Source organism: Streptomyces sp. NPDC002671 (assembly GCF_053592475.1).
The window spans coordinates 92,428-112,761 of record NZ_JBSFVU010000009.1 but is presented as its reverse complement, the minus strand read 5'-3'; the positions used below and the strand labels follow the sequence as shown (position 1 = coordinate 112,761).

General features: G+C 69.8%; 16 protein-coding genes, 1 pseudogene and 1 riboswitch. Of the genes and pseudogenes, 8 read left to right on the top strand and 9 right to left on the bottom strand.

Translation table 11 applies throughout. The annotated features are described in order from the left end of the window. The first annotated feature begins 89 nt into the window (after positions 1–89). From ACWD35_RS16035 to ACWD35_RS16010, 6 genes are all read left to right on the top strand, one after another. Positions 90–1,412, top strand: a complete 1,323-nt coding sequence (locus tag ACWD35_RS16035) for an HD-GYP domain-containing protein (protein ID WP_451351835.1) — start codon at positions 90–92, stop codon at positions 1,410–1,412. Further along, entirely contained in the window at positions 1,409–2,638 is a 1,230-nt protein-coding gene (locus ACWD35_RS16030; protein WP_451351834.1) for an HD-GYP domain-containing protein, read from the top strand. Before ACWD35_RS16035 ends, ACWD35_RS16030 begins: the two co-directional genes overlap by 4 nt. A gap of 111 nt (positions 2,639–2,749) precedes the next feature. Beyond that, positions 2,750–3,730, top strand: a complete 981-nt coding sequence (locus tag ACWD35_RS16025; protein ID WP_451352004.1) for a tetratricopeptide repeat protein — start codon at positions 2,750–2,752, stop codon at positions 3,728–3,730. A 61-nt stretch (positions 3,731–3,791) separates the two neighbouring features. After that, entirely contained in the window at positions 3,792–4,442 is a 651-nt protein-coding gene (def, locus tag ACWD35_RS16020; RefSeq protein WP_451351833.1) for a peptide deformylase, read from the top strand. A 290-nt stretch (positions 4,443–4,732) separates the two neighbouring features. Then, positions 4,733–5,818, top strand: coding sequence for an epi-isozizaene synthase (cyc1, locus tag ACWD35_RS16015; protein ID WP_451352003.1), 1,086 nt, complete (start codon positions 4,733–4,735; stop codon positions 5,816–5,818). Next, positions 5,815–7,185 (top strand): bifunctional albaflavenone monooxygenase/terpene synthase, encoded by a 1,371-nt coding sequence (locus ACWD35_RS16010; protein WP_451351832.1) that lies wholly within the window; start codon positions 5,815–5,817, stop codon positions 7,183–7,185. The genes cyc1 and ACWD35_RS16010 overlap by 4 nt, the downstream gene beginning before the upstream one ends. A 120-nt stretch (positions 7,186–7,305) precedes the next feature. Here ACWD35_RS16010 and ACWD35_RS16005 read toward each other — a convergent pair whose 3' ends face one another. The 5 genes and pseudogenes from ACWD35_RS16005 to ACWD35_RS15985 all read right to left on the bottom strand — a co-directional run bounded on the left by ACWD35_RS16005 (position 7,306) and on the right by ACWD35_RS15985 (position 13,308). Continuing rightward, entirely contained in the window at positions 7,306–8,319 is a 1,014-nt protein-coding gene (locus ACWD35_RS16005) for a ribonucleotide-diphosphate reductase subunit beta (RefSeq protein ID WP_451351831.1), read from the bottom strand. Further along, positions 8,319–10,709: a ribonucleoside-diphosphate reductase subunit alpha gene (locus ACWD35_RS16000; RefSeq protein ID WP_451351830.1), complete on the bottom strand. Its 2,391-nt coding sequence runs from the start codon at positions 10,707–10,709 to the stop codon at positions 8,319–8,321. The genes ACWD35_RS16005 and ACWD35_RS16000 overlap by 1 nt, the downstream gene beginning before the upstream one ends. A gap of 125 nt (positions 10,710–10,834) precedes the next feature. Beyond that, a riboswitch (cobalamin riboswitch) is annotated at positions 10,835–10,971 on the bottom strand. A 63-nt stretch (positions 10,972–11,034) separates the two neighbouring features. Next, positions 11,035–11,355, bottom strand: a pseudogene (locus tag ACWD35_RS15995) (GNAT family N-acetyltransferase); the annotation flags it as partial. Positions 11,356–11,428: 73 nt separating this feature from the next. After that, a complete protein-coding gene (gene mctP / locus ACWD35_RS15990; RefSeq protein ID WP_451351829.1) occupies positions 11,429–13,048 on the bottom strand; it encodes a monocarboxylate uptake permease MctP in 1,620 nt (539 codons plus the stop codon). Continuing rightward, a complete protein-coding gene (locus ACWD35_RS15985) occupies positions 13,045–13,308 on the bottom strand; it encodes a DUF3311 domain-containing protein (RefSeq protein WP_451351828.1) in 264 nt (87 codons plus the stop codon). The genes mctP and ACWD35_RS15985 overlap by 4 nt, the downstream gene beginning before the upstream one ends. Positions 13,309–13,645: 337 nt before the next feature. Here ACWD35_RS15985 and ACWD35_RS15980 point away from each other — a divergent pair, with 337 nt between their 5' ends. After that, positions 13,646–14,884 (top strand): RNA-guided endonuclease InsQ/TnpB family protein, encoded by a 1,239-nt coding sequence (locus tag ACWD35_RS15980; protein ID WP_451351827.1) that lies wholly within the window; start codon positions 13,646–13,648, stop codon positions 14,882–14,884. Here the strand turns inward: ACWD35_RS15980 and ACWD35_RS15975 are convergent. The 3 genes from ACWD35_RS15975 to nagB form a co-directional block, all read right to left on the bottom strand. Beyond that, complete coding sequence (locus ACWD35_RS15975) at positions 14,881–15,873, bottom strand: polyprenyl synthetase family protein (protein WP_451351826.1); 993 nt, start codon at positions 15,871–15,873, stop codon at positions 14,881–14,883. The genes ACWD35_RS15980 and ACWD35_RS15975 overlap by 4 nt on opposite strands. A gap of 115 nt (positions 15,874–15,988) precedes the next feature. Then, a complete protein-coding gene (locus ACWD35_RS15970) occupies positions 15,989–16,747 on the bottom strand; it encodes a GntR family transcriptional regulator (protein ID WP_451351825.1) in 759 nt (252 codons plus the stop codon). A 208-nt stretch (positions 16,748–16,955) separates the two neighbouring features. Then, complete coding sequence (gene nagB / locus ACWD35_RS15965) at positions 16,956–17,741, bottom strand: glucosamine-6-phosphate deaminase (RefSeq protein ID WP_451351824.1); 786 nt, start codon at positions 17,739–17,741, stop codon at positions 16,956–16,958. A 483-nt stretch (positions 17,742–18,224) separates the two neighbouring features. Between nagB and ACWD35_RS15960 the strand changes: the two genes are divergently transcribed. Next, complete coding sequence (locus ACWD35_RS15960) at positions 18,225–19,691, top strand: sensor histidine kinase (RefSeq protein ID WP_451351823.1); 1,467 nt, start codon at positions 18,225–18,227, stop codon at positions 19,689–19,691. A gap of 201 nt (positions 19,692–19,892) precedes the next feature. Here ACWD35_RS15960 and ACWD35_RS15955 read toward each other — a convergent pair whose 3' ends face one another. Further along, positions 19,893–20,150 carry a WhiB family transcriptional regulator gene (locus tag ACWD35_RS15955; RefSeq protein ID WP_003992873.1) on the bottom strand — a complete coding sequence of 86 codons (258 nt, stop codon included), beginning with the start codon at positions 20,148–20,150 and terminating at the stop codon, positions 19,893–19,895. Positions 20,151–20,334: the final 184 nt, after the last annotated feature.

The following is a 20,334-nucleotide window of genomic DNA, read 5'->3' as shown; positions in this document are numbered from 1 at the left end:
CATAGGCCCCCGCACCCCCCGATCCCCGCCCTAGGCTCCGAGCCTGGACGGGCACGGTCGCCTGGACAGGCACGGTCGGGGGAGGGGCGATGGAGGCGTTACCGGCGAGAGCGCGCGGCTACGTGGCCTGCGTAGCCCTGCTCGCCGTGCTCTGCGCACTGCCCCTGCCGGACGCCCGCACCCCCTGGTGGGCACTTGCCCTGCTCGCGGCGGTCTACGCGGCCTGCGAGCACGTCGTACGGCGCCGCTGCTGCGGCACCTTCTACCCCGTCCTGCTGACGGGGGCGTTCCTGCTGCCCCCGCCCGCCGCGGCGCTCGTCCCGCTGCCCGCCGCCCTGCTGTCCCCCGTGGACCCCGCGGAGCACCGGGCGGCGCCGCTGCGCCGCGTGTGGCGGGCCGCGCAGCCCTCGCTCGCCGTGTGGGGCGCCGCCCGGGTGCACGAGACGCTCGGCGGCCGGGACGCCGTCGTGGGCTGCGACTTCCCGTACGCCCTCGTGCCCGCCGGGGCGGCCGTCCTCGCCTTCTGCCTGGTGCTCACCGTGCTGGACGGCGGCATGCTCGCGGCGGCCGGGCGGGTGCCGCTGCGGCGGGCCTGGCGCGGGCTGCTCTCCCGCTCCCTCGCACCGGTCGCGGTGCACGGGCTGGCCGGGCTGATGATGGCCGTGCTGTGGCGCAGCCCGTACGGACCCGTCGCCGCCCTGCTCGTGCTGCTGCCGATGGGCGTCTCCTGCTGGATCTTCGCCCAGTACCACCGCGAACGCGCCGCCCACCAGGCCACCATCCGCGCCCTGGTGCAGGCCGTCGACATCAAGGACGGCTACACGCGCGGCCACAGCGAGCGCGTCGGCCAGGCCTCCGTACTGATCGCCCGCGAACTCGGCATGGACGACGAACGCGTCGAGGTGCTGCGCTTCGCAGGCATCCTGCACGACGTCGGCAAGCTCGGCGTGCCCACCCGGCTGCTGCGCAAGGACGGCCCGCTCACCCCCGAGGAACGGCGGATCATCGAGCTGCACCCCGAGTACGGGCACGAGATGGTCCGCGGGATCTCCTTCCTCGGCGAGGCCCGCGCGGCGATCCTGCACCACCACGAAAGGCTCGACGGCAGCGGCTACCCGTACGGCCTGGCCGGCGACCAGATCCCCGAGTGCGCCCGCGTGGTCGCGGTCGCCGACGCCTTCGACGCCATGACCTCCACCCGCTCCTACCGCCGCGCCCGCTCCGTCGAGACGGCGGTCACGGAGCTGAAGCGGTGCGCGGGCGCCCAGTTCGATCCGCGCATGGTCGGGGCGCTCGTCCGGGCCCTGGAGCACGGGGGCGGCTGGCATCCCACGGTCACCGCCGAGGAGCCGGTCCCGGGCGCGACCCCGCCCGCCGAGCCCGCGCGCAGCGACACCGGGGCATCCCGGTGACCGCCCTGCGGCTCATCCACGGCTCCGCCGCCCTCACCGCCGCCGTCTCCCTCGCCGTCACCCTGTGGACCGGCGTAGAGCAGCGGGGCGTCGCGCTCGCCTTCGGGCTGCTCATAGCCGTCGGCGAGCTGTCCCGGTGGAGCGGCCCGCACCTGAAGCAGGCCGCGCCGCTCGGCGCCGCCGGATCGCTGTCGTACGCCCTGCTGGGAGCCGACGCGGGAGCGCCCACCCGGCACGGCGCGGCGCAGGTCGTCACCGTCGTCCTCGCCGCCGCCCTGCTCGGCGCCGTCCCGCACATCTGGCAGGGCCGCACGCCCACCCTGGATCACCTCGCCCGCCGCATCCTCACCGTCGGCTTCACCGCCGTCTGCTTCCAACCCCTGTACAACGAGGGCGCGTTCGCGGCCTGGACCGGCCCCTCCTACGCCCTGCTGCTGCTCGCCCTGCTCTGCCTGACCGCGCTGTGCGACGCCGTCCTCGCCGCCGCCCTCGCCCACTCCCGCACCGGCTGGCCCTTCGGACCGCTGCTCCGCGACGAACTGAGCGGACTGCTCGGCATCGGCTCGGCGGTCTGCGCGACCGGCGCGGTGATGGCGCTCGCGGTCGCTGTCGTCGGACTGTGGGCGCTGCCCGTCTTCTGCCTGCCGCTGCTGCTCACCCAGCTCTCGCTGCGCCGGTACACCGCCGTCCGCGCGACCTACCGGCAGACCATCGCCTCCCTGGCCCGCGCCACCGAGATAGCCGGATACACCCCGTCCGGGCACGCCCGCCGGGTCGCCGTGCTCAGTCTCGCCGTCGGCCGGGACCTCGGGCTGTCCGGGCCCGCGCTGACCGTCCTGGAGTACGCGGCCCTCATGCACGACATCGGCCAGCTCAGCCTCGTCGACCCTGTCCCGGCGGGGGCCACCGCCGCACTGCCGCCCGAGGAGCAGCGGCGCATCGCCCTGCTCGGCGGGGCCGTCGTCCGGCAGACCGGCGTGGCCACGGCCGTCGCCGTCGTCGTGGAGCGGCAGGCCGACCCCTACCGGGAGCAGCCGGTCGCCGCGCGGATCGTGCGTGCCGTGAACGCCTACGAGGAGAAGGCCCGCGACGCCGGTCCCGACGGGCCGCTGCACGCCCTGGAGGAACTGCGGCTCGGCACCGCCGGCCAGTACGCGCCCGAGGTCGTGGAGGCCCTGGCCAGGGTCCTGTCCCGGGACTGTCTGACCCTGCCCAAGGCTGGGTAACCCATGGGTAATGAGCGGCTCTCCCACCGTACGTGGTTGGATGCGAGGGAGAGGGTGTCCGGGGGCACAAGCCAGCCCACTGTGCGGAACTGGAACTGGCAGGCGGGAATCGTGAGGATCTTCGGCAAGGGACGGCACCGGCCCTCCGCCTCCTGGCGGCAGGCCACCGACCGCGCGTTCACGCTCATCGGCGACGGCCGGTACGAGGACGCGGGCGAGCTGCTGACGCGCGCCGCCGACCTGGAACCCTGGCTGGCGGAGTCCTGGTTCAACCTGGCCCTGCTGCACAAGTTCCGGCACGACTGGGAACAGGCCCGCGCCGCCGGACTGCGTGCCGTGGCCCTCCTGGACCGGGAGTCCGGGGCGCCGGACTGGTGGAACGTCGGCATCGCGGCCACCGCCCTGCAGGACTGGCCGCTGGCCCGTCGCGCCTGGCAGGCCTACGGGCTGAAGGTGCCCGGCGGGGCCACCCAGGCCGGGGAACCGCTCGGCATGGAGCTGGGCAGCGCGGCCGTACGGCTGTCCCCGGAGGGCGAGGCCGAGGTCGTGTGGGGCCGCAGGCTCGATCCGGCGCGGATCGAGGTTCTCTCGATTCCGCTGCCCTCCTCCGGGCGGCGCTGGGGCGAGGTCGTGCTGCACGACGGCGTCCCGCACGGCGAGCGCACCACGTCCGCCGGGCACGCGTATCCCGTCTTCGACGAGATCGAGCTGTGGGCGCCCTCGCCCGTGCCGACCTGGGTGGTCCTGCTGGAGGCGGACACCGAGGCCGACCGGGACGCCCTGGAGCAGCTGGCGGCCGACGCCGGGTTCGCCGCGGAGGACTGGTCCTCCTCGGTGCGGCTGCTGTGCCGGATGTGCTCGGAGTCACGGATGCCGTCCGACGAGGGCGACGGGGTGCACCTCGACCCCCACGACCACAGCGAGCCGGGCCACCCCGGCCCCCTGGGCCACCGCACCGACGGACAGCTGTGGGTGCCGGAGCGCGAGTGTGGCGTCGCCGCACCGGCCGCGCTGGTCAGGGGGCTGCTGGACGGGTGGGTCGCGGACAGCCCGGATTCCAGGGATTGGCGTGACTTGGAAGAGGTCTGCTGAGGGATCGCCGTACCCTGTATCAGCATCACACCCCTTTTTTGCAGGAAGGCGTACGTCGGTCATGGCGCAGCAGGACACCGATCAGCAGCACGCGGGCGTGCTCCCCGTCGATGACGAGGGTTACGTCGTCGACACGGAGGACTGCGAGGAGCGCGAGCAGGCCTGGCGCGAGCGCGGCACCTCGCGGCCGATCACGGTCGTCGGCAACCCGGTCCTGCACAGGGAGTGCAAGGACGTCACCGAGTTCGGCCCCGAGCTGGACCAGCTGGTCGCCGACATGTTCGCCAGCCAGCGCACCGCCGAGGGCGTGGGCCTGGCCGCCAACCAGATCGGCGTCGACCTGAAGGTCTTCGTCTACGACTGCCAGGACGACGAGGGCAAGCGGCACGTCGGCGTGGTCTGCAACCCGAAGCTGGTCGACCTGCCCGCCGACAAGCGCCTTCTGGACGAGAGCAACGAGGGCTGCCTCTCCGTGCCCACGGCGTACGCGCCGCTCGCGCGTCCCGACTACGCCGAGGTGACCGGCCAGGACGAGAAGGGCAACCCGATCAGGGTCCGCGGCACCGGCTACTTCGCGCGGTGTTTGCAGCACGAGACCGACCACCTGTACGGCTACCTGTACATCGACCGGCTCTCCAAGCGGGACCGCAAGGACGCGCTGCGGCAGATGGCCGAGAACGAGCCACGCTACCCCGTGGTCGCCAACGACTAGGCAGCTCAGGGCTGTTGGGCGCCCGGCCGGGATCTCTCCCGGCCGGGCGCCTTCATGTTGCTGTCGTTCGCGCGTCCGTACTTCGTACATGCGGTCGCTTCTGCGTCTCTAGTGATCCTTAATCAGTCACACAAGGGGGATTCTCGGCACCTTGGGGTAGTGAGTGGAGCAAATCCGTTCCCATGGCGGTCAGTTGTGGTGCTGAATGGGAAGTGCGGGGATACGCAACGGCGCACGCCCGGCACAACGGGAGGGGCGTGAGCCTCCTGGCGGCTGAGAGGGGTTTGTTCGTGCAAGCTTTCCCACACAGCACCACAGTGACGCCCACGGCGGTCGTAGTCCCACCCTCACTGGCACTCCCGGTGATCGAGTCTGCCTTTCCCCGGCAACTGCACCCGTATTGGCCCCAGCTACAGGACAAGACCCGGCTGTGGCTGCTGGAAAAACGGTTGATGCCGGCGGACAAGGTGCAGGAATATGCCGATGGCCTGTGCTACACCGACCTCATGGCGGGCTACTACACCGGGGCCTCCGACGAGGTTCTGCAGGCCATAGCCGACTACAGCGCATGGTTCTTCGTCTGGGACGACCGCCACGACCGTGACGTCGTCCACGGCCGGGCCGGTGACTGGCGCAGGCTCAGGCACCGCCTGCACGCCGCCACCGATGCGCCCCGGCACCACCTGCACCATCCGGACCCGCTGGTGGCGGGCTTCGCGGACAGCGTGCTGCGGCTGTTCTCGTTCCTGCCGCGCACCTGGAACCAGCGCTTCGCGCGGCACTTCCATGCGGTGATCGAGGCCTACGACCGCGAGTTCCACAACCGCACCAGTGGATACATTCCCGGGGTCGAGGAATACCTCGCGCTGCGCCGCCTCACCTTCGCCCACTGGATATGGACGGACCTGCTGGAACCGAGCGCCGGGATCGAACTGCCCGACGCCGTAAGGAAAAACCCCGCCTATCGCCGGGCGGCACTGCTGAGTCAGGAATTCGCCGCCTGGTACAACGACCTCTGCTCACTGCCGAAGGAAATAGCGGGCGACGAGGTCCACAATCTCGGAATCTCCCTCATCACCCATGAGGGAATGAGCCTCGAAGAAGCCGTCGACGACTTGCGGCGGCGCGTCGAGAAATGCATCGCAGAATTCCTTGAAGTCGAACAGGGCGCCCTGCAATTCGCCGACGCACTTGCCGACGGCACAATGAGCGGCAAGGAGTTGAGCACCGCCGTACGCACCTGTGTCGGCTTCATGCGGAACTGGTTCAGCTCCGTCTACTGGTTCCATCACGAATCCGGCCGCTACATGGTCGACAGCTGGGACGACCGGTCCACGCCCCCGTACGTCAACAACGAAACGGCAGGTGAGTCATGACCGTCGAGTCTGTGAAGCCCGTGACCCAGGAGGCGCGGGAACTGCGGGAGCCGCCGCTCGCCGGGGGCGCCGTGCCGGTCCTCGGGCACGGCCTGAAACTGGTCCGCGACCCGCTCGCCTTCATGTCCCGACTACGCGACGACGGCGAGGTCGTACGCCTGAAACTGGGCCCCAAGACGGTGTACGCGGTCACCACGCCGGCGCTCACCGGAGCCCTCGCCCTCAGCCCCGACTACAAGATCGACGGCCCGCTGTGGGAGTCCCTCGAAGGACTGCTCGGCAAGGAGGGCGTCGCCACCGCCAACGGCCCCCGGCACCGCCGCCAGCGACGCACCATCCAGCCCGCGTTCCGCCTGGACGCGATACCGAACTACGGCTCGGTCATGGAGGAGGAGGCGCACGCGCTGACCGAGCGCTGGCAGCCCGGCGAGACCATCGACTGCACCTCCGAGTCCTTCCGGGTCGCCGTCCGCATCGCCGCCCGCTGCCTGCTGCGTGGCGAGTACATGGACGAGCGCGCGGAACGGCTGAGCATCGACCTCGCCACCGTTTTCCGTGGTATGTACCGCCGGATGGTGATCCCGCTCGGACCGCTGTACCGGCTGCCGTTTCCGGCCAACCGCGAATTCAACCGGGCACTGGCCGATTTGCATCTCCTGGTCGACGAGATCGTCGCCGAGCGCAGGGCATCTGGTCAAAGGCCGGACGATTTGCTGACGGCCTTGCTGGAAGCGAAGGACAACAATGGCGACCCCATCGGGGAACAGGAGATCCACGACCAGGTGGTCGCGATACTCACCCCCGGCAGTGAAACAGTCGCCTCCACGATCATGTGGCTGCTCCAGGTCCTCGCGGAACATCCGGAACACGCCGAGAAGGTGCGCGCGGAGGTCGAATCCGTGACGGGAGGCCGGCCGGTCGGATTCGAGCACGTCCGCCGGCTCACGTACACCAACAATGTCGTCACGGAGTCCATGCGGCTGCGGCCCGCCGTATGGATATTGACGCGCCGCGCGGTGACCGATACCGCACTCGGCGGCTATCGCATTCCGGCTGGGGCGGACATCGTCTACAGCCCCTACGCCGTCCAGCGCGACGGCCGCTCCTACGCCGACAACCTCGGCTTCGACCCCGACCGGTGGCAGCCGGAACGGTCCAAGGAGGTGCCCAGGTACGCCATGAGCCCCTTCAGCGTGGGCAACCGCAAGTGCCCCAGCGACCACTTCTCCACCACCCAGCTGACCCTGATCACCGCGGCGATCTCGGCGAAGTACCGCTTCGAGCAGGTCAGCGGGTCGAACGACACGACCCGGGTGGGCATCACCCTGCGCCCGCACAAGCTGCTGCTGACGCCCGTGTCCTGGTAGGACACGGACACGGACGCGGCACACAGCACGACCCACACCTGGTACCGGCGTGCGCTCAGGCGGCCTCAGGGCCCCGGAACGCGCGCCGGTAGGTGTGAGGGAAGGGCGGACTCAGAGGACTCAGAAGTCCTCGTCCAGGTCCACGGTGCCCTCGACCGCCACCTGGTACGCCGACGGACGGCGCTCGAAGAAGTTGGTCAGCTCCTGGACGCCCTGCAGCTCCATGAAGGAGAACGGGTTCTCCGAGCCGTACACCGGGGCGAAGCCGAGGCGCGTGAGGCGCTGGTCGGCGACGCACTCCAGGTACTGCCGCATCGAGTCGGTGTTCATGCCCGGCAGGCCGTCACCGCACAGGTCGCGCGCGAACTGCAGCTCGGCGTCGACGGCCTCCTTCAGCATGTCGGTGACCTGCTGCTGGAGCTCGTCGTCGAAGAGGTCCGGCTCCTCCTTGCGGACCGTGTCGACCACGTCGAAGGCGAAGGACATGTGCATCGTCTCGTCCCGGAACACCCAGTTGGTGCCGGTGGCCAGGCCGTGCAGCAGACCCCGGCTCCGGAACCAGTAGACGTATGCGAAGGCGCCGTAGAAGAACAGGCCCTCGATGCACGCGGCGAAGCAGATGAGGTTGAGCAGGAAGCGGCGGCGGTCGGCCCGGGTCTCCAGGCGGTCGAGCTTCTCGACCTCGTTGATCCACTTGAAGCAGAACCCGGCCTTCTCGCGGATGGACGGGATGTTCTCCACGGCCGCGAAGGCGGCGGCGCGGTCGTCCGGGTCCGGGAGGTAGGTGTCGAGCAGCGTCAGATAGAACTGGACGTGCACGGCCTCCTCGAACAGCTGGCGCGACAGGTACAGGCGCGCCTCCGGGGAGTTGATGTGCTTGTACAGCGTCAGCACCAGGTTGTTCGCGACGATCGAGTCGCCCGTCGCGAAGAAGGCGACCAGCCGGCCGATGAGGTGCTGCTCGGCGGGCGTCAGCTTCGCGAGGTCGGCGATGTCCGAGTGGAGGTCGACCTCCTCGACGGTCCAGGTGTTCTTGATGGCGTCCCGGTAGCGCTCGTAGAAGTCCGGGTAGCGCATCGGACGCAGAGTCAGCTCGAAGCCCGGGTCGAGAAGTTTGGTGTTACGGGTGGACATTACTGGCAGGCCTCGCAGGACTCGGGGTTCTCAAGGGAGCAGGCGACGGCGTCGGGGTCGGCGACCTGCTGCACGGGGATGGGGGTCTTGGCCTGCGCCTGGGCCGCGCGGGCGATCCGGGTCGCCGGGCGGGAGCGCAGGTAGTACGTCGTCTTCAGGCCCGACTTCCAGGCGTACGCGTACATCGAGGAGAGCTTGCCGATCGTCGGCGTCTCCATGAACAGGTTCAGGGACTGCGCCTGGTCGAGGAAGGGGGTGCGGGCCGCGGCCATGTCGATGAGCCCGCGCTGCGGGATCTCCCACGCCGTGCGGTACAGCCGGCGCACGTCCTCCGGGATCCACGCGAAGTCCTGCACCGAGCCGTTGGAGTCGCGCAGCGCCTCACGGGTGCGCGCGTCCCACACGCCCAGGTCCTTCAGGTCCTGCACCAGGTACGAGTTGACCTGGAGGAACTCACCCGACAGCGTCTCGCGCTTGAACAGGTTGGAGACCTGCGGCTCGATGCACTCGTACACGCCCGCGATGGAGGCGATGGTGGCGGTCGGGGCGATCGCGAGGAGCAGCGAGTTGCGCATGCCGACGGAGGCGATCCGCTCGCGAAGCGCCGCCCAGCGCTCCGGCCAGGTCAGCTCCACGTCGTAGTGGTCGGGGTGCAGCACGCCCTGGGCGGTACGGGTCTTCTCCCAGGCCGGCAGCGCGCCGTTGCGCTCGGCCAGGTCGGCGGAGGCCTCGTACGCGGCGAGCATGATCCGCTCGGCGATCCGCGTGGAGAGCGCCTTGGCCTCCGGCGAGTCGAAGGGCACACGCAGCTTGAAGAAGACGTCCTGAAGGCCCATCGCGCCGAGGCCGACGGGACGCCACTTGGCGTTCGACCGCCCGGCCTGCTCGGTCGGGTAGAAGTTGATGTCCACGACCCGGTCGAGGAAGGTGACGGCGGTGCGGACGGTCTCGTCGAGGCGCTGCCAGTCGATGTCCCCGTCGGCCACGAAGGCACCGAGGTTGACCGACCCCAGGTTGCAGACCGCCGTCTCGCCGTCGTCCGTGACCTCCAGGATCTCCGTGCAGAGGTTGGAGGAGTGGACGACATGACCCGGCAGGGCCGTCTGGTTCGCGGTGCGGTTGGCGGCGTCCTTGAAGGTCATCCAGCCGTTGCCGGTCTGCGCGAGGGTGCGCATCATGCGGCCGTACAGGTCGCGGGCCGGGATGGTCTTCCTCGCGAGGCCCGCCTGCTCCGCCTTGCGGTAGGCGGCGTCGAACTCCGCGCCCCACAGGTCGACCAGCTCGGGCACGTCGGCCGGGGAGAACAGCGACCACTGCTCGTCGGCGTTCACGCGGCGCATGAACTCGTCCGGGATCCAGTGCGCGAGGTTCAGGTTGTGCGTCCGGCGGGCGTCCTCACCGGTGTTGTCCCGCAGTTCCAGGAACTCCTCGATGTCGGAGTGCCAGGTCTCCAGGTAGACGGCCGCGGCACCCTTGCGCCGGCCGCCCTGGTTCACGGCGGCCACCGAGGCGTCCAGGGTCTTCAGGAACGGGACGATGCCGTTGGAGTGCCCGTTGGTGCCACGGATGAGCGAACCGCGGCTGCGGATCCGGGAGTACGACAGCCCGATGCCGCCGGCGTGCTTCGAGAGCCGGGCCACCTGGTGGTAGCGGTCGTAGATGGAGTCCAGCTCGTCCAGCGGGGAGTCGAGGAGGTAGCAGGACGACATCTGCGGGTGCCGCGTGCCGGAGTTGAAGAGCGTGGGGGAGGAGGGCAGGTAGTCGAGCCGGCTCATGAGCCCGTAGAGCGCGGCGACTTCGTCGACGGAACGGAGGGTGTCGTCCTCGGCGAGCCCGGCGGCGACCCGGAGCATGAAGTGCTGGGGCGTCTCGATGACCTTGCGGGTGATCGGGTGCCGGAGCAGGTAGCGGCTGTGCAGGGTGCGCAGGCCGAAGTAGCCGAAGCGGTCGTCGGCGTGCACGTCGACCAGCGCGTCGAGCCGCTCGGCGTGCAGCCGTACGAACTCGGCGGTGCGGTCGGCGACGAGGCCCTCGCGGTGGCCCACGGCGACGGACTCGGTGAAGGTCGTCACGCCCTGCGAGGCGGCCTCGGCGCGGATGGAGATCGTCAGCAGCCGGGCGGCCAGCCGGGAGTAGGCGGGGTCCTCGGAGATGAGACCGGCGGCGGCCTCCGTGGCCAGCTCGCGCAACTCCGCGATGACATCCGGCACGGCCCCGTTCGCGGACCGGCCGCGCAGCGCGGCGGCGGCGACCCGGCCGGGGTCGGCGTCAGGGAGGTCGGCGGTCAGCTCGGTCAGGGTCCGCAGCAGCGCGGTACCGGGACCGTCGTTCTCCACCGGGGCCGCGATCGCCTGGGTGGCTGAAGCCGGTTCGGCTGGCGCGATGGTCACGTGGGGCTCTCCCTCGCTCGGCACGGGGCCTGGCGGAGGGCAGGGGACGGCACGAGCGCGCACGGCGTCGCGTCCACCAGCCCACTCCGCGAGGCCCGGACGTCTGAAGACACCCGGACCGGACGGCCGGGCGCACGCTGCCGACAGGTCCTCGGACTGACGCGAGTGCGTTCCGCTTCAGGCGGCCACGCACAAGTACACCGTTGCGGGACAGTTCCGGATTCGCACCGGATTCCCCTGCGGCGACAGCGAGGACGAGCATACATCTAGTGCCGGGCTGTCGTGGCACCCCCACATGTTGTGTCTCATGCGTGGCGCGACGGCTTCACAGCGTCAACTCGTAGGTGAGGAGAGTGACGTCGTCGAGTTCCGGGACGGGGTTCCAGTCCCGTTCCGGCACGCGGACGAAGCGCAGGCGTTCGTAGAGGCGGTGGGCGGTGTGCATGGTGCGCTGGGTCGACAGGACGACCGCCGTGCAGCCCTCGGTGGCCCGTGCGCGCTGCACGCAGGCGCGTACGAGGGCCTCGCCGGCGCCCCGGCCGCGGGCCGCGTGGGCGACGGCCGGCATCCGGATCTCGGCCTCGCCGCGACGGGCGATGTCGGCCACCGGACCGCCGGACGGCACGAAGGCGACGCCGCCGAGGAGGGTCCGTGAGTGGGTACGACAGCGGGCCGCCGTGGTGCGTGGTTTTCGGCGGCCCGCTGTGCGTGTGGAAGTCCTAGGGGGTTGCAGTGGGAGCCAGTTCCGCCTGTGCCCCCGCATCGCCCGCGTCCGCCGTGTAGTCCTCCGGCCGCGTCTCGTCCAGGCCCTCGGGGGCCTTGACGGCCTTCAGGACGAGGGTGAGGGCGACCGTGACCGCCACGTTGAGCACGAACGCCGTCAGGCCGATGTAGCCGATCTCACCGATGCCCGGGATCTCCTTGGCGTTGCCGCCGAAGTGCTTCTGTGTCGGGGAGGCGATCCCGTACGCGGCGACCGTGCCGTACACCATGCCGGCCGCCCAGCCGGCGAGCAGCGCCCAGCGGTGGAACCAGCGCGTGAACAGGCCGCCGACCAGCGCCGGGAAGGTCTGCAGGATCCAGATGCCGCCCAGCAGCTGGAAGTTGATGGCCACTGTCTTGTCCATGGTGAGGACGAAGACCAGCGCGCCCACCTTCACCAGCAGCGACACGAGCTTGGAGACCCGGGTCTCCTGCCGGGGCGTCGCGTCGGGGTTGATGAAGTCCTTGTAGATGTTGCGGGTGAAGAGGTTCGCCGCCGCGATCGACATGATCGCCGCCGGCACCAGTGCGCCGATGCCGATCGCCGCGAAGGCCACGCCCGCGAACCAGTCCGGGAACATGTCCTCGAAGAGCTGCGGGATCGCCAACTGTGCGTTGGTGACCTTCACTCCGGCCGCGATCGCCATGAAGCCCAGCAGGGCCAGCAGGCCGAGCATGAGAGAGTACAGCGGCAGGATCGTGGTGTTGCGGCGGATCACCTCACGGCTCTTGGACGACAGGGTCGCGGTGATCGAGTGCGGGTACATGAACAGGGCCAGCGCGGAGCCGAGCGCCAGCGTGGCGTACGTCCACTGGCCCGCCTCCGGCGGGGTGAGCGCGCCGTGTGGCTTGCCGGTCGCCGGGTTGACCTGGCTGAGCGCGTGACTCGCCTTGGCGAAGACGTCGTCGAACCCGCCCAGTTTGATCGGGATGTAGATGATCGCCACCGCGATGACGATGTAGATCAGGGCGTCCTTCACGAACGCGATCAGCGCCGGGGCGCGCAGGCCCGAGGAGTACGTGTAGGCCGCGAGGACACCGAAGGCGATCATCAGCGGGAGATCCTTCACGAACCAGTTCGCACTCTCTCCGCCACCCACGCCCATCACGTCCAGCACCGCCTGGATGCCGACGAGTTGGAGCGCGATGTACGGCATCGTCGCGAGGATGCCGGTGACCGCCACGGCCAGCGACAGGCCCTTGGAGCCGAACCGGCCGCGCACGAAGTCCGAGGTCGTCACGTAGCCGTGCTTGTGGGACACCGACCACAGGCGGGGCAGGAAGGTGAAGATCAGCGGGTAGACCAGGATCGTGTACGGCACCGCGAAGAAGCCGGCCGCGCCCGCCGCGTAGACCGCTGCCGGTACGGCGACGAAGGTGTACGCCGTGTACAGGTCGCCGCCGAGCAGGAACCAGGTGATCCAGGTGCCGAACGACCGTCCGCCCAGGCCCCATTCGTCCAGCGAGTGCTCGTCGTCCGCCTTGCGCCAGCGTGCGGCGAGGAAGCCCATGACCGTGACGGCCAGGAAGAAGAAGATGCAGACGCCGAGCGCGACGCCGTTGACGCCGTTCTTCACCGGGCAGCACCGCCCTTCTGAGCGGCGCGGGAGCGCTGGTCGTGCTGCCACAGTCGGTACGCGGTCACCGTGAGCGCGGTGGAGATCAGCACCCAGAGCATCTGGTACCAGTAGAAGAACGGGATCCCGATGAACGCCGGGTCCGTCTTGGCGTAGGAGCCGACCCACAGCATCGCCACGAAGGGCGCGGCGAGGCACAGGCCGATGATCATCCGGATCGGTGTGACGAGCGGGGGTCTCACTTCAGGTGTTTCGGACATGCCGCGCCTCCGTACCCTCGTTGATCACCCGGGTGTTGATCACCCGTGTAATGCGCAGGCAATGTAGGCGACGGGATCACGGAAGCGGAAGACCTCGTCCGAATCTCGGTACCTGGAGTTGGTGTGCGTTCTGGTGTGCCGAATGGTCTGCGTTCAGCGGGTTCTTGGGAGGCGGGGAACACCGTGGTGTCGCTGGTGTGTGCCAGGCCGCGCAGCGGCCGGATGCTGTGGCCCGCGAGGCCAGTGTCGCCTGTCATGTGATGCCTGGCTCACCGATTTGGGTGATGGGTGGTGAACATGCGGTAGGCGGTCGTACGCATGTATACGTTGGGTGATCGTGAAGCTGGTGGTGCAGGTGAAGCTGCTGCCGACGCCCGTGCAGGCGGCGGCGCTTGAGGCGACGCTGCGCGCCTGCAACGAGGCGGCCACCTGGGCAAGCGGTGTGGCGTTCGAGAAGGGCGTGAAGCGGAACTTCGCGCTGCGCGAGCACACCTACGGCGAGATCAAGGCCCGGTGGGGGCTGGGTGCGCAGGCCGCCCAGCACGTGATCAAGAAGACGTGTGACGCGTACGCGGTGATGAAGGCCAACCTGAAGGCAGGAAACCTTGGGAATCCGGGATCGAAGCGTCACCGCAAGGCGACTGGGAAGCCGGTCGTCTTCCGGCCGCAGAGCGCGCAGCCGTACGACGACCGGATGCTGTCCTGGCAGATCGGCGAGCGGCGGGTGTCGATCTGGACCGTGCACGGGCGGGTGAAGGACGTGGGGTTCACCGCTGGCCCTGAGCAGTTGGCCACCCTGGCCCTGTACCGCAAGGGCGAGTCCGATCTCGTGTGCCGGGACGACATGTGGTTTCTCAACGCCACCTGCGAGATCCCGGAGCGGGAATCGAACACCGATCGCGTGGACTTCCTCGGCATTGACCTGGGCATCGTGAACATCGCTACCACCAGTGACGGCGAGATCATGGCCGGACGTGAATTGAACCGCGTCCGGGTGCGGGAGCGGAAGTTGCGCACCAAGCTGCAGAAGAAGAACACCCCGTCCGCGAAACGTCGGCTGAAGAAGCGCAGGCGTAAGGAGGCGCGGCGGGCGCGGGACATCAACCACAAGATCGCGAAACATGTGGTGGCCGAGGCTGAACGCACCGGTCGCGGGATCGCCCTGGAAGACCTGATGGGCATCCGCGAGCGGGTACGGCTTCGCAAGCCCCAACGGGCCGCCCACTCCAGCTGGTCCTTCGCCCAGCTGGGGGCGTTCATCGCGTACAAGGCCCGCCGGGTGGGGGTGCCGGTGGTGTATGTCGATCCGGCGTACACCTCCCGCACCTGCGCCGACTGCGGGCACATCGACAAGGCGAACCGGGTCAGTCAGGCCCGGTTCGCCTGCCGGAACTGCGGCGTCGTTGCGCACGCGGACCGGAACGGCTCCCGCAACATCCGCGCCCGCGCGCGGGAGTTGTGGCGACGCGGGGCCCAGTCAACGGCCCCCGCCCCACCACCGCAGCAGCGGGGCGGGGCTGGACGCAAACGCAGCGCCACAGCCAGTGACGCCCGTTGTGCAAGCCCGTCGCTCTAGCGACGGGTAGTTGACTGGGTCTTGTTCACCACGTAGTCGCAGAGCGACTCGAAGACGTCCCGTGCCGGGCAGCCGGGCAGCGCGCGGATCTCCCGCCGTGCGAGGTTCGCCCACTTCTGCACTTCCGCGCGGGCCATGTCGATCGCCGGGTGTTCCTGGAGCAGTGCCAGGGCCTCGGAGTGCAGGTCAGGGTCGGTCAGCCGGCCGGAGGTGAGCAGCTCCACGAGGCGCTGGTCGGCGGGCAGGGCGGACCGCAGCGCGAAGATCATGGGCAGGGTGGGGACGCCCTCGCGCAGGTCGGCGCCCGCGGGCTTGCCGCTCTCGTCGGTCTCGCTCGTCACGTCGAGCACGTCGTCCAGGAGCTGGTACGCGATGCCCCAGGCCTCGCAGGCCCGGCTGATGCCCGCGGTGACCTCACCGGGCGCCCCCGCGAGCGCGCTGCCGAGTTCCCCGGAGGCGGAGAAGAGGGAGGCGGTCTTGTCGCTGAGGACGCCGATGTGGTGGTGGAGCCGGTCGTCCTGCGACTGGGGGCCGGCCGTTTCGGCCGACTGCCCCACGCAGAGCCGGCTGAAGGTCCTGGCGTGCAGCTGGATCGCCGACTCGCCCAGCTCGGCCACGAGCCGTGACGCGCGGGCGAAGAGGAAGTCCCCCGTCAGTACGGCGACCTTGCCGCCCCACAGCGCGTGCGCGCTCGGCACGCCGCGCCGGATGGTGGCCTCGTCCATGATGTCGTCGTGGTACAGCGTGCCGATGTGGGTGAGTTCCATCGCGACGGCGGCCGACAGTATGCGCTCGTCCCGCTGTTCCCCGAACTGCGAGCCCAGGAGCACCAGAAAGGGCCGCAGCCGCTTTCCGCCGGCGTTGATCAGATGGCGAGCGGACTCGGTGAGCAGGCCGTGGTCCGACTCCACCGAGGCGAGGAGGTGCTGCTCGGCCAGTTCCATGTTCCGGGTGAGGTCTTCGGCCAACCCCGCATCGGCGACTGCCACGGGCAAAGCAGGGCTCACGCGGCTCCCCCAAATATCATCACGCTGTGCTGTATTGACGGAGCGTACTCAATCATCAGACGCGCGTGAGCGTCCAATATCCGCTACCTCGACTGCGCTACGGCCGCTTCAGCCGCGCCACGAACTTGTAGCGGTCCCCGCGGTACACCGAGCGCACCCACTCCACCGGCTTGCCCTCGCGGTCGAGGGAGTGGCGGGAGAGCATCAGCATCGGCAGGCCGACGTCGGTGCCCAGCAGGCCGGCCTCGCGGGGCGTGGCCAGGGAGGTCTCGATGGTCTCCTCGGCCTCGGCGAGGTGGACGTCGTAGACCTCGGCGAGCGCGGTGTAGAGGGACGTGTACTTCACGAGGGAGCGCCGCAGGGCGGGGAAGCGCTTGGCGGAGAGATGGGTGGTCTCGATGGCCATCGGCTCGCCGTTGGCCATGCGCAGCCGCTCGATGCGCAGCACGCGTCCGCCGGGCGTGATGTCGAGCAGCTCGGCGAGCCGGTCGTCGGCGGTGATGTAGCCGACGTCCAGCAGCTGCGAGGTCGGCTCCAGGCCCTGGGCGCGCATGTCCTCGGTGTAGGAGGTGAGCTGCAGCGCCTGGGAGACCTTCGGCTTGGCGACGAAGGTGCCCTTGCCCTGGATGCGCTCCAGCCGGCCCTCGACGACCAGCTCCTGCAGGGCCTGGCGGACGGTCGTGCGGGAGGTGTCGAACTCGGCCGCCAGCGTGCGCTCGGGCGGGACCGGCGTGCCGGGCGCCTGCGTCTCCGTCATGTCGAGCAGGTGCTTCTTCAGGCGGTAGTACTTGGGCACGCGCGCGGTACGGACGTTCGTCCCGGCCTCGTTCTCCGCACTGCTGACGTCGGTGCTCATGCTCTGCCTTCCCGGCTCCGGCTGCCGAAAGCGACCGACAGACATCGGCCACGGCTCACATCGTGGCACGGCTTCGCGCGTGAGGCTCCACCCGCACGCTCCGTGATCCCCTCTGTATACCGTTGCACTCAGTGTTGGTCTAGTCCATCGATGGCCGGCAGGGCCTGGACGCCCTGCCGCACCGGTTCTGGGTCTCCTTGGACCCCCTTCAGATCCCCTGCCACTCCGGCTTGTCGGCGTAGGTGTGGCGGAAGTAGTCGGCCAGCTTCAGCTTGGACGCGGCGGCCTCGTCGGCGACCACCGTGGCGTGCGGGTGCAGCTGGAGCGCGGAGGCCGGGCACACGGCCGCGACCGGCCCCTCGACCGTCGCCGCCACCGCGTCCGCCTTGCCCTCGCCGGTCGCGAGCAGCACCAGGTGCCGGGCCTCCAGGATGGTGCCGATGCCCTGGGTGATGACGTGGTGCGGGACCTGGTCGATGTCGCCGTCGAAGAAGCGGGCGTTGTCGATGCGGGTCTGCTCGGTCAGCGTCTTGATCCGGGTGCGTGAGGCGAGCGAGGAGCAGGGCTCGTTGAACCCGATGTGCCCGTCCGTGCCGATGCCGAGCAGCTGGAGGTCCACGCCGCCCGCCGCGGCGAGCGCCCGGTCGTACGCCTCGCACGCCGCCGGGATGTCCGCGGCCGTGCCGTCCGGGCCCATGAACTGGCCCATGCCTATCCCGAGCGGCTCCAGCACCTCCCGGCGCAGCACCGAACGGTAGGACTCGGGGTGCTCGGCCGGCAGCCCCACGTACTCGTCGAGCTGCGCGATCCGCGCCCGCGAGGCGTCCACGGCGCCGGAGCGCACCTTGGCGGTCAGCGCCTGGTAGACGGGCAGCGGGGTGGAGCCGGTGGCCACGCCGAGCAGGGCGTCGGGCTTGCGTCGCAGCAGCTGGGCCATGGCCTCGGCGATCAGCTCGCCACCCGCCGCCGCGTCCGGAACGATGACAACTTCCACGCTGGGCCTGCCGTTCTGAGGTCTATGTGGTTTAGACCAATCTAACAGAATCGGGGGCCGGTGGCGCGGGGGAGAAGGGGCGGAAGGGGAGGGTGCCTCGGGAGGTATTCGCGGAAATTGCCGTCGCCATCTGGCCCCGCAGTGGACCCCGGCGGGCTAGGCTTCATGGCATCGGGTGCCAGTAGTCGTTGGCGCACGCCCCCGCACCCATGGACAGGCCGAGTGGTCTAGTCCACAATGCACAGGGAAACAGCTGCACAGCCTCCGCTTTCCCCGCACAGGAAGGCGGACCGAGGAACCGGAGCTCTCTGCCCTGACTGCCCCGGCTCCTCGACCTTCGGCCGACTGGGACCGCACACCCCACGGCCGATGATGCTCCGGGCTGCGGTGCCGGGTGGGTTGAGGGTCCCTCCCAGGCGCCGCGGCCCGCGGGTGTTTTTCGGCCAGATCCGGCCACCCAGGTACGCTCGCAGGGTGCCCTCCATGAACGAACTCGTACGCCAGCACACGGCCCTCGACGACTCCGATCTCGAGTGGCTCCACCTGCTGGTCTCGGAGTGGCAGCTGCTCTCCGACCTCTCCTTCGCCGACCTGGTCCTGTGGGTCCCCACCCTCGACGGCACCCGGTACGTCTCGGTCGCCCAGATGCGCCCCAACACCGGCCCGACCTCCTACCAGGACGACATGATCGGCCATCTGGTCCCGCGCGGCCGGCGGCCCATGCTGGACGCGGCGCTGGACGAGGGCCGGATCGTGCGCGAGGGCGACCCGGAGTGGCGCGAAGAGGTCCCCGTACGGGTCGAGTCGATCCCCGTACGGCGCGAGGGCCGCGTCCTGGGCGTGATCGCCCGCAACACCAACCTGCTGACCGTCCGCACCCCGAGCCGTCTGGAGCTGACGTATCTCCAGAGCGCCTCCGATCTCGCGCAGATGATCGCGGCCGGTTCCTTCCCCTTCCCGGACCAGCAGGTCGACATGGACGCCTCGCCGCGCGTCGGCGACGGCCTGATCCGGCTGGACGCGGACGGCGTCGTCCAGTACGCCTCTCCGAACGCCCTGTCCGCCTACCACCGCCTCGGCCTCGCCGCCGACCTGGTCGGCCAGCACCTGGGGCAGACCACCGCCGAACTCGCCCCGACCCGGGGTCCGGTGGACGAGGCGCTGGCCAAGGTGGCGAGCGGCTGGGCGCCGCGCGAGTTCGAGATCGAGTCCAACGACGGGGTGATCCAGCTCCGGGCCATCCCGCTCAAGCCCAAGGGCACCCGCATCGGTTCCCTGGTGCTGTGCCGGGACGTCACGGAACTGCGCCGCCGCGAGCGCGAGTTGATCACGAAGGACGCGACCATCCGGGAGATCCACCACCGGGTGAAGAACAACCTCCAGACGGTCGCCGCGCTGCTGCGCCTCCAGGCCCGGCGCATCGATTCCGAGCGCGGCCGGGAGGCCCTGGAGGAGGCCGTGCGACGGGTCGGCTCGATCGCGATCGTGCACGAGACGCTCTCCCAGAACCTGGACGAGCGCGTGGAGTTCGACGACATCGCCGACCGCGTGCTGGCGATGGTCGCCGAGATCTCGCCGGGCAAGGTGACCGGCCGGCGCAGCGGGCGGTTCGGGATACTCGACGCCGAGGTGGCCACCCCGCTGTCGATGGTCCTCACCGAGATCCTGCAGAACGCCCTGGAACACGGCTTCCGCGAGGGCGACACCGGCACGGTCGAGGTCTCCGCGGTCCGCGGCGGAACCACCCGGGAGGCCCGGCTGCTGGTCACCGTCCAGGACGACGGCGTCGGCCTGCCCGAGGGCTTCGACCCGAAGACCGCGGGCAACCTGGGCCTGCAGATCGTACGGACGCTGGTGGAGGGCGAGCTGGGCGGCTCGTTCGACATGGTCCCGGCGCCGGAGCGGGGGACCCGGGTGATCCTCGACATTCCGGTGTGCGCACAGAAGTAGCCGATGCGGAAGCACGGGGCCCAGAACTCCTGGGCACAGCAAAAAGCCTCGGACCGTTCGTCGGTCCGAGGCTCGTGCTCGTTGCTGCTCTGCTAAATCGCTAGCGGCATCGGGGGATACTGCGCGCTGCGGCTCGGGGGCGGGAGATGCGTACGTGGTGTGCGCGCCGCCAAGCTCAGGCTGTCAGCAGGGGTGGGTGTGTCAGGCGGAGGCCTGACGGGCCCGGTTGCGGGCGGCGCGGCGCTTCATGGCGCGGCGCTCGTCCTCGCTGAGACCACCCCAGACGCCGGAGTCCTGACCGGACTCGAGCGCCCACTGCAGACACTGCTCGATCACCGGGCAGCGACGGCAGACGGCCTTGGCTTCCTCGATCTGCAGCAGCGCAGGACCGGTGTTGCCGATGGGGAAGAAGAGCTCGGGGTCTTCCTCGCGGCAAACGGCGTTGTGACGCCAGTCCATGGCTGCTACCTCTCCTTGGTATTACATGCAAGTTGCTTGTGAATGTGAACGCTTTCACGAATCCCTCAACAAGTGAAGGGCCGACCGCCGAGTCTTCCCCGGCGTGGTCCTGTGGTTGAAGAGGGGTTCTGGTGATCAGTGGAGGCCGGTGTTGCGGGCCGTCCCGATCGCCACGTAGAGACTC